11 protein-coding genes and 1 pseudogene are annotated in these 12386 nt (G+C 60.8%); 6 read left to right on the forward strand and 6 right to left on the reverse strand.

Features of this window, described 5'->3' with window-relative positions; all coding sequences use genetic code 11:
• From LX81_RS19490 to LX81_RS19505, 4 genes and pseudogenes are all read right to left on the reverse strand, one after another.
• Positions 1 to 276, reverse strand: a pseudogene (locus LX81_RS19490) (IS110 family transposase); the annotation flags it as partial.
• Between the two features lie 135 nt (positions 277 to 411).
• A complete protein-coding gene (gene larC / locus LX81_RS19495; protein WP_111538964.1) occupies positions 412 to 1566 on the reverse strand; it encodes a nickel pincer cofactor biosynthesis protein LarC in 1155 nt (384 codons plus the stop codon).
• Entirely contained in the window at positions 1563 to 2420 is an 858-nt protein-coding gene (locus LX81_RS19500; RefSeq protein ID WP_170134047.1) for an NAD(P)-dependent oxidoreductase, read from the reverse strand. Before LX81_RS19500 ends, larC begins: the two co-directional genes overlap by 4 nt.
• Positions 2420 to 3853 carry a lactate racemase domain-containing protein gene (locus LX81_RS19505; protein WP_111538966.1) on the reverse strand — a complete coding sequence of 478 codons (1434 nt, stop codon included), beginning with the start codon at positions 3851 to 3853 and terminating at the stop codon, positions 2420 to 2422. Before LX81_RS19505 ends, LX81_RS19500 begins: the two co-directional genes overlap by 1 nt.
• 189 nt (positions 3854 to 4042) lie before the next feature.
• On the opposite strand from LX81_RS19505, the gene LX81_RS19510 reads away from it, so the two are divergent.
• The 6 genes from LX81_RS19510 to larB are packed head-to-tail and all read left to right on the forward strand — an operon-like array spanning position 4043 to position 9391.
• Positions 4043 to 5116, forward strand: a complete 1074-nt coding sequence (locus LX81_RS19510) for a LacI family DNA-binding transcriptional regulator (protein ID WP_211322837.1) — start codon at positions 4043 to 4045, stop codon at positions 5114 to 5116.
• Positions 5113 to 6096: a TRAP transporter substrate-binding protein gene (locus tag LX81_RS19515; RefSeq protein ID WP_111538968.1), complete on the forward strand. Its 984-nt coding sequence runs from the start codon at positions 5113 to 5115 to the stop codon at positions 6094 to 6096. Before LX81_RS19510 ends, LX81_RS19515 begins: the two co-directional genes overlap by 4 nt.
• 29 nt (positions 6097 to 6125) lie before the next feature.
• A complete protein-coding gene (locus tag LX81_RS19520) occupies positions 6126 to 6641 on the forward strand; it encodes a TRAP transporter small permease (RefSeq protein WP_111538969.1) in 516 nt (171 codons plus the stop codon).
• On the forward strand, positions 6641 to 7918 hold the full coding sequence (locus LX81_RS19525) for a TRAP transporter large permease (protein WP_111538970.1): 1278 nt from the start codon (positions 6641 to 6643) through the stop codon (positions 7916 to 7918). Before LX81_RS19520 ends, LX81_RS19525 begins: the two co-directional genes overlap by 1 nt.
• Positions 7918 to 8739, forward strand: a complete 822-nt coding sequence (gene larE / locus LX81_RS19530; RefSeq protein WP_111538971.1) for an ATP-dependent sacrificial sulfur transferase LarE — start codon at positions 7918 to 7920, stop codon at positions 8737 to 8739. The genes LX81_RS19525 and larE overlap by 1 nt, the downstream gene beginning before the upstream one ends.
• Entirely contained in the window at positions 8729 to 9391 is a 663-nt protein-coding gene (gene larB / locus LX81_RS19535; protein ID WP_234822736.1) for a nickel pincer cofactor biosynthesis protein LarB, read from the forward strand. The genes larE and larB overlap by 11 nt, the downstream gene beginning before the upstream one ends.
• A gap of 850 nt (positions 9392 to 10241) precedes the next feature.
• Here larB and LX81_RS19540 read toward each other — a convergent pair.
• Together LX81_RS19540 and LX81_RS19545 are read right to left on the reverse strand one after the other, a co-directional pair.
• Entirely contained in the window at positions 10242 to 11816 is a 1575-nt protein-coding gene (locus LX81_RS19540; RefSeq protein WP_111538973.1) for a PQQ-dependent sugar dehydrogenase, read from the reverse strand.
• Positions 11817 to 11827: 11 nt separating this feature from the next.
• Positions 11828 to 12199, reverse strand: a complete 372-nt coding sequence (locus LX81_RS19545) for a DUF2231 domain-containing protein (RefSeq protein WP_234822738.1) — start codon at positions 12197 to 12199, stop codon at positions 11828 to 11830.
• Positions 12200 to 12386 lie beyond the last annotated feature (187 nt).

Below are 12386 nucleotides of genomic sequence, written 5' to 3' on the forward strand. Positions count from 1 at the left end.
AGCAGCATCGTTCTTTTGCCGCTTGACGAACGGCTTTACGTAGGCGGGCGGGATGAGCCTGACGTCATGGCCGAGCCGTGTCAGCTCCCGCCCCCAGAAATGCGCGCCACCGCAGGCTTCCATCGCCACGAGGCAGGGCGGCAGCTTGCCGAAGAACTCGAGCACCGCGGCCCTTCTGAGCTTCTTGCGAAAGACCACGCCACCTCTGGCGTCAGCGCCATGGACCTGAAACACATTCTTCGCGAGATCCAATCCGACCGTGGTAATCTCCGACATGACCGCCTCCCAAAATGGATTGTTGCGATCCCACCCTGGCACGTCGATGCCGTCGGGGGGCGGTTACAGCATCAGAGCCAAAGCAACGCCTCCGCATTGCTTCACATCTCTAGCGGACAACAGATTCCTCAACTGTCATTCATCGCTCTCTGCAGCATGTCGCGCCCGTTGACGTGTCGCATGATTTCCTATGCCGCTAAGGTGATCCATCTCCGCTTTGCGCGTGAACTTGCCGTCTGGGCGTTCAACCAGTTTGACGCCAATCCCATCGACAACCTCGTGAGTGCGCGGAAGGACAATGCGCCTTTCGGTACTCGTTCTGACACCCAGTGTCGTCGTCTCCGATAGACACATCGCGGCGATGTCTTCCAGCCGGGCCTGGTCGCAAAGCACTTCGGCGCGAACGGTCATTCGTCCCTTCTTACCAAAAGCGGCAAACTGGAGCACATCAACCACGCCGTCAGCTCGCCGAATTCGATCAAGCGCTACCGCAAGATCTTCGCCGGTCTGGTCGTCGATTGAAAAGCGGATGACGCCAATCATGCCCACAGCGGTTCGCGCCTCGCTCCAGAGAGAAAGGCGTACCGCGTTGGCGATACCCGTAAGTGTGCGGTGGCCTAAACCGTATCCCGCGCCTGACATGCAATGAGGGCCATCCGGCAAGGCTATTGCGGGGGAAAGGTGCGAAAGGATCGCCGCCCCGGTGGGCGTAACCCGCTCTCCCCCGATCCCATCGTCGATCACGACAAGTCCCTTCAACATTTCGAGCGTCGCGGGAGCGGGCACCGGCATCTGGCCATGCCGCGTTTCGATTCGCCCCGCCCCCAGGGGCAGCGCGGCGACGCTTGCCGACCGGATGTCGAGTCGCTCCAGCATCCATGCGTTCAGGATGATGTCTGCAACTGAATCCCAGTCCGCAATTTCGTGAAAATGGACCTCGTTGAGCGTCACACCATGCACCCGCGCCTCGGCTTCCCCGAGGCGACGGAGAATGTCTGCCGCGCGGGACCGCGTGCCCACATCGGGTGATGTCCGCTCGATCAGCGCAACGTACTCTGCGTAATGGGTCGGTCCCGTTTCCCGGGACGGAAGGTCAAGACGAACTCGCGTCCCCCGGAGGCCCTTATCGCTGGCGTCCGAGCGTATCAGGATGACGCCGGGCCCGATCGTTCCGGCTAGCGCCCGCGCCCCCTCCTCGAGATCCGGCCTTAGATCGAGAAAGGCGGCAAGAAGCATGTCTCCCGCCACGCCGCCTAGAGGATCGACGTGAAGATGAAGACCCTGGCTCATTTAGTCAGGTTCGCTAGCCACATTGACGACGTGTCGCGGTCGCCAAATCCGCCTGCAATCGCTTCGTCGTTCATTGCCGCGACAACGCGCCCGAGGCGCGGTTCCATCCCCGCCTTCCGCGCCATCTCGAGCCCTAGCCGGACATCCTTTTCCAGCAACTTTACACTGAACGTTGGGTTGTCGTAATCGTCCCTGGCGATTCGGGCCCCAAGCTCTTTGAATAGATTACTGACGGTTCCGGCTTGGCTCGCCGTGATGATCTCGTAAAGGCGGGCGGGCGGCAGTCCCAGAGTCTGCGCGGTTGCCATCATCTCGGCGGTCATCGCATTGATCGCCCCGAACATCATTTGGTTCAGCAGTTTCACGGTATGGCCTACGCCGGGACCGCCCACTTCGTAGATAGCTTTGGCATAGCAATCGAGCACGGAACGGGCACGATCGAGCGCCCCTTCGGTTTGTCCTACGGGGAGCGCCCAACTCCCGACAGCCGTTGGTCGGCCCAAAACGGGTGCATCGATCCAGCCGATACTCCCCTCCGCCGCTAATGCCGCCATCTCTTCAGCTGTCCCGGGATCGGCTGTCGAGTGATCGACAATCACGGAGCCGTCGCTCAGCTTAGGAATAAGCTTCGGAATAACGGCCCTGATCTGGGGCGGGCCAGGCAGGAACAGGAGGACGACATCGGCACCAATGACCGCGTTTTCTGGAATTACCTCGAAGCCGATAGCCAATGCCTTCGCCGCATCCACGGCGCGCGCGGCCGGATCGCTTGCGACGATCTCGTGACCTTGGGCTTTCGCAGCCTCCGCCGCGACGCGACCCATCACGCCGAGCCCAATGACCGCAACCCGCATCAGACGCGACCCGCCGTGAGGTGCACCGCCGCTCCCCCCGAGAAGCATTCAGGCGTGCACAGGATCTTTGGCGATTTGCCGACATGGCGTTCGGCCTCGGCCATCGCGGCCTCGAACGTCGCAACCGGTGACATCCCGAGCGCCTTGGCGTGAAGGGGCTCTTTCGACCCCACGATCAAAACTTTCCTGCAGCGTTTGGCAGGTATCGCTCCCCCCGAAAGCATGCTCATCGCGTGAAACGGATGATACGTGTAATTCGTCGAGTAGCGGTAGCGGTATTCCGGATGCAGAGCCATGTCCCGGGCCTCGTCCGAGGCGAGATACTCGCTGGCATCGTTGTGCCGGGTCATCTGCCAGAACGTTTCCTCATATGAGGGAAACCAGTTCGGATTGAACCATCCGTCAAGTTGCGCGACCGCGATCAGGACCGGATCGGGTCGCAGCGCGTTCCAGCATCGCGATAATTGCCCCCCGAGTGCCAGACCCATGAGGACCGGGTTCGACCCCATTCCTGGGCCGTAATGAAAGTTGCGCGGCACGCCGACGACGAGCACGTCGGCCGGCTCGGTATTCTCGAGGGTGACATTCGTGCGTTCGCCCGCGAGGGGCCAGCAGGCTTCCTCTACGTAGTCAAGCGACCCGGCATGAACGGCGAGCACCTCAGCGAACTGACCGATCACCGCGTCGACCGCGAAGATCTGCTTGCCGATATTCTCCTCCATCGTCTTAGCGATCGAAGTAAACTGGTCGCGCATCCGACCCTTTGGCGCTGCACCCAACCAGTCATCGCGGTGCATTGTCTGCGGAACGTGATGTGATGCGATCGAACGCCAGCCGGTTATACCGGTCGCAACCATTTTGTGGCCGCCGGAGAACCCCCCGTAAGGATTGCCGGCGCAATGGCCGATCACGATCGCAATATCCGCATCTGCGAAGATCGGGTTGCATTCGACGACATTGCCATACGCATCGTCGTTGTAACGTTTGAGCTTCGGGTCCTCGGCATCATGGTTGACGATCCGGTCTGGAAGGAACTGGTCGACAATTTCACTACCCAAATAATCGCGCCATTCCGCAACCGTGTTCATGCGGTGAAGACCCATGGCGCAGATCAGCGTGATGTTCTTGAGTTCGCACCCTCCCCTCAGAAGTTCCTCGACCACCAGTGGGATCGATACCTTGCGGTGGGCCTTGGCGTGCGCGCCCCCTTTGACACGGTCGGGAAACGCGATCGCAACCCGCTTGCCGGGGCCCGCGATCTCCGAAAGCGGCTTCATTCCCCCGCCAGGGGACCGAAGCGCGTTGCGAGTCGCGTCGACCGGATCGCAGGATGGCGGGTCCGTATAGGTTTCACCGTACCGCACAACCGTTGCCGTGTCCGGGAGCGCGACGTTCATTCTCGTATCTCCGTAATCGAGTGCAACGTCTTTCATACGGGTCGGTCCTCATCTGAGTATCTGATCGATTTTGTGTAACAAGTTACACTACCGATATGTCGCACAGCGCCACCTTTACGTCTAGTACGACCTAATCATGCTGCGTAATTTGCAAGCATCTTGACTCACATCCCGCGCATGATACGCCTTATAAATGTAACATGTTACACTCGAAATGGAGCGGCATTGGCCGAAAGACAGCTGAATATGCGGGAGGTGGCGAGATTGGCGGAAGTATCGGTCGCCACGGTCAGCCGCGCGCTACGCGAGCCAGATAAGGTGAGTGACGATACCCGTGCGCGGGTCAATGGCGCCGCCGCGCAGCTCGGCTACATCTACAACGCGGTGGCCGGCGACATATCGACCGGGCGGTCGACGGTCATCGGCGTACTGGTTCCAGCCGCTTCGAACGCGCTCTTCGCCGAAACGCTGCATTCGATCCAGGATGTCGCGATGGCGGCAGGTCATTCGACGATCCAGGGAGCGACGCGCTACGACGAAGCCATCGAAGGAAAGCTCATCGACACGCTTCTCCAGCGTCGCGTCAAGGGACTGGTCCTGACAGGCCTGACTTATGGGCAGGAGGCGCGGATCGCACAGTTGGCGACGGCGAGCGACGTTCGCATCGTCATCACTTGGGAGAAACCTCCGGTGGACACAGGCTCGATCTCCTATGTGGGGTTCGACAATCGCAAGGCATCCGAGCTGGCGGTGCGCCACCTGATCGAACTCGGTCATACCCGCATCGGCCTCATCGTCGGACCGTATTCGCGGATCGCAAGAACACGCCATCGGCTCGATGGCTATCGTGACGCGTTGGACGCCGCAGGAATCGCGTTCGATCCGTCGCTGGTATTGGAGCGCCTGCCTGAACCCGTCGAGGGCCGGGAAGCGATGGAGGCTCTGTTGGCACAAGAGGAGCCGCCAACTGGAGTCTTCGCGGCGTCCGACATGCTCGCGTTCGGTGCGCTGAGAGCCCTGCATGCCGCGGGTCTCGATGTCCCGAGCGATGTGTCGCTCGTAGGGTTCGACGATGTTGACCTCGCAGCCTACACCCATCCGCCATTGACGACGGTACGGGTGGACGCCGCTCGGATCGGGCGACTGGCGGCGCAGATTCTGATTGATCCGGCCGAAGCTCGGTCGCGGCACTACTGCCTAGATTGCGATCTCGTAATCCGAGGCTCGACCGGTCCGGTGCGGTCTGGACCACTCCGGGGGCGCCATACCGAAATCAAACTGGGAGGAATACCATCATGAAACAGATTGGAACATTTTACGTTGCTGCTGGCGTTGCGGCCCTCGGCCTGTCCGCGGCCGAGGCGCAGACCGTCCTAAAGGTCGGTCTAATCGATCCACCTGCGCATATCGACGTCAAGGCGAGCGAGATGCTGGCCGAGAAAGTCGCGGAGGCGACTGACGGGGCGGTGACGATGGAGATCTATCCCGCCGCGCAACTTGGCTTCGCCAACGACATGCTGTCGGGCATGCGCCTCGGGACGGTGGAGATGTTCGTGGGGGCTACCACCTGGCTTGGGGCCTTCGACAAGGATTGGTGGATCTCCGGGACCCCTTACGTTTTCAACAACCAAGATCAGGCGCGCACCGTTCATGAGAGCGAACTGTTCCAGGGATTGGCCGACAAGCTGGCCGAAGAACAGGGCATCCGCGTCCTTGTGCAGAACTGGGATCGCGGGCCGCGGAACTTCATCGCAACGGAGCCTGTAGAGACGATCGATGACCTCTCGGGTCTCAAGATTCGCGTCCCCCCGCAGGACAGCTGGATCCAGAATTTCGAGCTCGCCGGAGCCGCCCCTGTGCCAATGCCTCTGTCAGAGACCTTCACCGGATTGCAGCAAGGCATCGTGACCGCGACGGAGCAGGCCTCCAACTGGCTCTATGCGAACAAGTATCACACTATCGCCGAGAACCTCACCCGCACCGGGCATAATTACGAGGAAACGGGCGTGATGATTGCGGAGCCCGTCTGGCAATCCCTAACGACAGAACAGCAGGACGCGATCATGTCCGCCGCCGAGGAAATCTCTTCGTGGCACAACGAACAGCTGGTGACTGAGATAGAGGGTGCCGAGCAGGCAATGGCAGACGAGGGCGTCAACGTGCTCGATGTCGATGTGGAGAAGTGGAAGTCGCAATTCCGCGAAAACTTCGACCAGGTCGCGACAAGCGTCGGATATTCTTCGGACCTCGTCGAGGACCTGAAGTCACAATGGGACTGATGGATCATGCTTGACGTAGAGGGCGATCGATGAAGGCCCTGTCTCGCACACTTGAGCGGGCGGCCGTGATCCTCGGGGTCGTGGCGCTCGCAGGGATTCTCGCGCTCGTCGCGGGACAGGTCGGCGCGCGCGTCTTCTTGGGCCGTCCGCTGCCGTGGCCGGAGGAACTTGGTCGGCTTCTATTCATCTATCTGGTGTTCATCGGCGCCGTCGAGGCGTCGGTTACGCGGGGCCATATTGCAGTCGACCTCGTTGACACGTTCGGCCTTCCGCCCCGCGCCGACCGGATCCTCGATCTCGGGCGCGATCTGGCCATGCTGATCGTGCTCGGCGTCATTACCTACGGCGCGTGGAAGATGATTCCCGTCGTCAATACGATGCGCCTTCCTGCGACGGGCCTACGGATGTCGCTGATGGTCGTGCCAATTTTCGCGGGATCGGCTCTTATGTTCGTGGCGACGATCTTAGGCGCGGTTGCGCATCTTCGCGGCGAGCGGAGGGCGATCACGTCGTCGACAGGCGAAACAATTGAAATGGTGGAGTGATGGCGACCCTCATCCTCGTCGGAGGATTGCTCGGCTTGCTCCTCCTTGGGCTTCCGGTGGCGTTCTCGCTGCTGTTGTCGAGCCTCGCGCTAATCGTCTACGAGGGCAAGCTGCCGCTCCTCATCATGGCGCAGCGGCTGACCAACTCGCTCGACAGCTTCCCGCTCCTCGCGATCCCACTCTTCATTCTCGCTGCCGAGATCATGAACCATTCCGGGGCGACCGAGCGAATTTTCCGTTTCGCGAATGTTGCGATCGGGTTCGTCGCGGGCGGCCTCGCACATGTCAACGTCGTGGCGTCGATACTCTTCTCCGGCATGTCGGGATCCGCCGTGGCTGACGCCTCCGGTCTGGGGGCGATAGAAGTCAAGGCTATGCTGCGTCAGGGATACGACCGTGCCTTCTCCGGCGCCGTCACGGCGGCCTCCTCGACCATAGGACCGATAATTCCGCCTTCGGTCCCGATGGTGATCTACGGCGTCATTTCCGGGACCTCGATCAGCGATCTGTTCCTCGCGGGCTTCGTCCCGGGCCTTCTGATGGGAGGGGCGATGATGATCTACATTGCGCTCGTCGCCAAGCGGCGGAACTTGCCGAAAGCTACGCGCTTTGAAGGTATTGGACCTCTCGCGACGTCGCTTTTGCGGGCGGTTCCCTCGCTCATGTTGCCGGTCATCATCCTGGGCGGGATCTGGGGCGGTATTTTCTCCCCAACGGAAGCCGCCGCTGTCGCCGCGGTCTATGCGCTGTTCCTAGGTCTGGTTCTCCACCGCTCGACCCGGATCCGCGACATCTTCGGGATCTTCGCCCGGGCCACGACCGCGACCGCGTCGATTATGCTCATCGTCGCCTCGGCGGCCCTCTACGGCTGGCTCGTCTCGACCGCGCGCATCCCGCAATCGGTCAGCAACTTGCTGCTTGGGGTTAGTTCGGATCCCGTCGCCGTCCTCGCCATCATTTGTATCATCCTCCTGATCATGGGCATGTTCATGGAGTTGATCGCGATTCTGACCATCGCGGTCCCGGTATTCTTGCCCGTTGCGCTAGCTGCCGGCATCGATCCAGTGCATTTCGGCGTCGTTGCTGTCCTGACGCTCATGATCGGGTTGCTCACGCCGCCCTTCGGATTGAACATTTTTATCCTCCAGCGCGTCTCAGGTGCCAGCTATGGATCTCTTGTTCGCGAAACGATGCCATTTATCGCCATCCTCGTCGTCCTTCTGATCCCGCTCGTCATCTTTCCAAGCATCTCGCTCTTCCTGCTGGAGTACTTCTGATGCCCGGTCCGCACATTCCCACCAGGCTCGGACAAGCCCTACGCCGCCACGCAAAGCTCGCGATCGCCGTTAGCGGTGGGGTGGATAGCATGACGCTGGCCCACGTCGCACTTAGAGTACGCGAGGCCGATACGACCATCTGTCATGCCATTTCTCCAGCGGTTCCGGCGGAAGCGACCGACCGCGTCCGCCGTCATGCCGACGCGTATGGATGGCCCCTCCGGATCCTCGATGCGGGAGAGTTCGCGGATCCTGACTATCTCCGAAATCCGGTCAATCGCTGCTACTTCTGCAAGTCGAACCTTTATGACCGGATCTCGGAGCGCACGGAGGGTACCATCGCTTCCGGAGCCAATCTCGATGATCTATCGGACTTCCGTCCCGGCCTCGACGCGGCAACGGAGCGCCGGGTCGTGCATCCGTTCGTAGAGGCCGGCATGGACAAATCCGCTATTCGCGCTCTGGCGCGCCGCTTTGACCTGGGAGATGTTTCGGAGTTACCGGCCCAGCCGTGTCTCGCGAGTCGGATCCAAACGGGCCTGCGCGTGACCCCGGAGGATCTCGCCTTTGTGGCTGAGGTCGAAATGACACTCACTCCTCTCGCCGGGGCTGAAGGTTTGCGGTGCCGCGTCACAGCGCAAGGCATAAGCGTCGAACTCGATGTCGATCGCGCGCGCCGCGGTAGGCGGCTCGGCATGATCCGTCAAGCCGCGCAACTGCTTTGCGACGATGCCGGGCGCAGGCTTCTTCCACTCGCCCCCTATCGCCGCGGATCGGCCTTTCTGCACGACGACCGCGAAGGGTCCGCCGGTGCAGGGTGAATCGTCGCCCGGCGCCCGGTTCGACTGGCAGCGTGTCGAACGGACCGGGCTTCCAGAAGCCATTTATTGCGAGCGGAAAAGCATCACCACAATTCTTGGAATATTGAGAAGCGCGTCCGATCGTCAGGAGTCTCTCCTTCTCACACGCCTCGCGCCGGAGATCGCCGCAGAACTGAACTCCCTTGGATCACCTCTCGATTATGACGCAGACTCACGGACGGCCTATTTTGGGAGACCTCCGCCCGCCATCCACGAGGGAGCGGCCGCCATCGTCTGCGCGGGTAGCGCGGACCTCTCTATAGCCAGTGAAGCCGCCCGTTCCTTGCGTTTTCTAGGCATTCCGGCACCGATCTACGCCGATGTTGGGGTCGCGGGCCTTTGGCGACTCCTCGACGTGGCCGAGGAACTCCGACAGTACCGCGTCCTGATCGCGGTGGCCGGGATGGAAGGCGCGCTTTTCAGCGTTCTGGCAGGTCTCGTTCCCGGAATTGTCATAGCTGTTCCGACCTCCGTCGGCTATGGCGTGACCGCCGGCGGACGCGCCGCATTATCCTCTGCGCTTGGGAGTTGTGCTCCGGGCCTCTTGACGGTCAATATTGACAACGGTTTTGGCGCAGCCGCTGCAGTAGCAAAATTGTTCCGAATGCAGTGATAAAAGCCTCATCGCATCGATGCATAATAATATGACCGCCCCCAGCGGCATCGATGTGTTAAGGTGAGTCCGCTCCAACTCATAGAGGATGACGATCATCTTGGGTATTACCGCTTTCATACCGAAACGGTGGTAGGGCGTGGCGATGATGAGAAGGCTGGCAGTGCAAGAGACGCCCTTCCAAAGTTTCGGATTCAAGATTGTGTCCCGCCCGATTGCCTGCTCCGACATATCGAGTGGGTTATAAATTCGTCGGTATCCGTTTACCACTCGCCGTTCATTTACGGCTTGATCGTCCTGGTACTGATGATCCGGATATGGCTGGCGGGTTACCTCTATGGAATTCGATCCGATACGCCGTTCTCCCGCTCGGCCATTTGAACCTCGATTGAAGATGTTTGGGACGTTCACACCTCGAAAGCCGTACGTTGAATCGCTCGAGCATTTCGGAGAACCGTTATGTGAAGCTCGATATTGGCAGTGTTCTATGTACCGTCTCTGAGATGGGGCTAGCGCCGGATCAAGGCCCGCCCCATCGGCAGTACGACCGAAGGCGATACCAACTGCAACGCACGCGTTCCGCTTGGAGAGCTCGATTTCGTCATGGCCAAAGCAATCGATATCTCGCGGTCTACCCGCCCCAATCTTATAATATGGATATATCAACGGGCATCTAGCACAAGGGACCTGTACAAACTTGGTATTGACGCTGTCGAATATAGGCGGCCCAAATTGCTTCAACTAAGAGGCCAACCAATTGATCGATTGTCGACATGCGATCATCATGGACTTGTAGAAGATACCAGCTTGGATGAGATACCGCCCGACACATGACCGGGCGAGAAATCGGTCAATTCGACGGCTGAACGCTATCCGGCGACCCGGTCGCCGGCGCAATCTCGGTCTGTGAGGGGCCGGCACCAGAAGCTGCGTCGCTCCGGGTCGCTGACCCTTCATTGTCGGAAGACGACTGATTTGCCGACTGGGCGGCTGCAGAGTTCTGGCCGCCGGTCTGATCTGCGTCCGGTTCGTCGCCGGACTGCAACTGACCTCCATCCGAGCCAAAGGGTTGGTCGGTGCTCGAGCCGTCCGCATTGGCGACGCGCCATACGGTGTTGCCAGCATCATCGGCCACCAGAAGCGCTCCGGTACCATCGATGCCGGTGCCGACCGGCCTGCCCCGGGCCTGGTCGCGGTCTAGGAAGCCCGTGACGACATCCTGTGCCATGCCGGAGGGCATTCCGTTCTCAAAGGGGACGTAGACGACCTTGTAGCCATTGAAGGCGTCGCGGTTCCAGCTCCCATGCTCTCCAATGAAGGCGCCGTTTGCATACTGGTCAGGCAGGGCAGAGCCGTTCGAGAAGGTCAATCCGAGCGCGGCGACATGACTTGAAAGGGCATAATCCGGTGCAATCGCGACCTCGACCATGTCGGGACGTGGTGGGTGAACGCGCCGATCGACATGGTCGCCGTAATAGCTCCACGGCCAGCCATAGAAGGCGCCCTCCTGCACGCTGGTCATGTAGTCGGGCACCAGGTTCGGCCCGAGCTCGTCGCGTTCGTTGATCACGGCCCATAGGACGCCCGTGTCGGGATGGAAGGTAAGGCCGTTGGGATTTCGCAGTCCCGAGGCGTAAACCTTGGCCGCGCCGGTTGCGCGGTCGATCTCCCAGATCGCCGCGCGGCCCTTCTCGGCCTCGATACCACGCTCGGCCGCGTTGGAGTTCGACCCCACGGAGGCGTAGAGGCGCTGCCCGTCGGGGCTCAGGGCGAGGTCTTTCGTCCAGTGATGGTTGATCGGACCTCCCGGAAGCGGGGTCAGGACGGTGGGCTCTGCGCTGATCTCGGTCTGGCCGAGCTCGTAGGGGTACGAAAGAACCGCCTCCGTCGAAGCGACGTAGAGCGTATCGTCGATCCATGCGACACCGAAGGGGGACGCGAGCCCTGTCAGGAGGTCGGATCGCTCGTCGACGGTGCCGTCCCGATCGGTGTCGCGCAGGAGCGTGATCTTGTTGCTCTCGGGTTGCTCACCCCCGCCGCCATGGGCAAATGCCATGATCCATCCGCGGATATAGTCTTTCGGCCGGGGCTTCGGTTTGCCCGAGGGACCGCGCGACTGAACGACGAGAACGTCGCCGTTGGGCAGCGTGTGCACGGTGCGCGGATTGCCAAGGTCTCGGGCATAGGCGCTGACGGTCAGCCCGTCAGGGACGGTCGGGGTCTCACCGTCCTGCCAGCCAATCACCTCCGCCACTTTCATGTCGGGCCAGAGATTGACGAAGTTTGGCTCCGGCAGGACCGGGTCGGGACCGATCTGGCTGGTAATGTCGAAGTCGTCGACCTCCTGTGCGGAGAGGGAATGAATCGGGATCGCACAGGATATCGCGGTTGCGAGCGCCACGACGGCGAAGCTTGTCTTGGTCATGGCAATTTCCATCAGCGGCGCGTCGCCCCGCCACCCATGACGCCCGAGGCGAACATGAGCAGGACGGTGACGGCGGAAAGGGTAAGTCCCCAAGGCATGACGGCGGTCCAGCCGTCTCCCGCGTGAACAAGGGAATTTAAGAAGGCGGTGATCAATACCAACAGGTTGATTACGACCATCGGCCAGTTCGTCGGACGGCGGTCGATCGCCTGCCGGACGATCCAGCCAAGAATGGCGAAGCCGCCGCCAACGAGCCCGGCGAAGAGAAGCCACGAGGAGAAATGCTGCCACATCAGGTTGGACGTTGCCCAATAAGCGAGATCGGTCAGAAGGGCCAAGGTGAAGCAGGCAATCGGAAACGACATCAGTGTCGCCTGGATCACGGATCCGCCTCTTGGGACGGAGTCGCTCGCATAGGTCGTGGACATCTCATCTACCGCGTAATGGCTGTCTCAGCATTCTGTTGCCTACAATCACAGGCCGAAAAGGTTCCTCGTTGAATCACTCTTTCGACCGTATGCCTTCCTGGATGACGCACAGGGTTGCGAAGCGGTGCGCCGCGAGGCAAGG

The organism is Palleronia aestuarii, from assembly GCF_003253995.1.
Lineage (GTDB): Bacteria > Pseudomonadota > Alphaproteobacteria > Rhodobacterales > Rhodobacteraceae > Palleronia > Palleronia aestuarii.

What these genes read in the sequence shown, in the direction of transcription:
- larC (WP_111538964.1), bottom strand. Translation starts at nt 1,566, where the DNA reads ATGAGCCAGGGTCTTCATCTTCACGTCGATCCTCTAGGCGGCGTGGCG.
- LX81_RS19500 (WP_170134047.1), bottom strand. Translation starts at nt 2,420, where the DNA reads ATGCGGGTTGCGGTCATTGGGCTCGGCGTGATGGGTCGCGTCGCGGCG.
- LX81_RS19505 (WP_111538966.1), bottom strand. Translation starts at nt 3,853, where the DNA reads ATGAAAGACGTTGCACTCGATTACGGAGATACGAGAATGAACGTCGCG.
- LX81_RS19515 (WP_111538968.1), top strand. Translation starts at nt 5,113, where the DNA reads ATGAAACAGATTGGAACATTTTACGTTGCTGCTGGCGTTGCGGCCCTC.
- LX81_RS19520 (WP_111538969.1), top strand. Translation starts at nt 6,126, where the DNA reads ATGAAGGCCCTGTCTCGCACACTTGAGCGGGCGGCCGTGATCCTCGGG.
- LX81_RS19525 (WP_111538970.1), top strand. Translation starts at nt 6,641, where the DNA reads ATGGCGACCCTCATCCTCGTCGGAGGATTGCTCGGCTTGCTCCTCCTT.
- larE (WP_111538971.1), top strand. Translation starts at nt 7,918, where the DNA reads ATGCCCGGTCCGCACATTCCCACCAGGCTCGGACAAGCCCTACGCCGC.
- LX81_RS19540 (WP_111538973.1), bottom strand. Translation starts at nt 11,816, where the DNA reads ATGACCAAGACAAGCTTCGCCGTCGTGGCGCTCGCAACCGCGATATCC.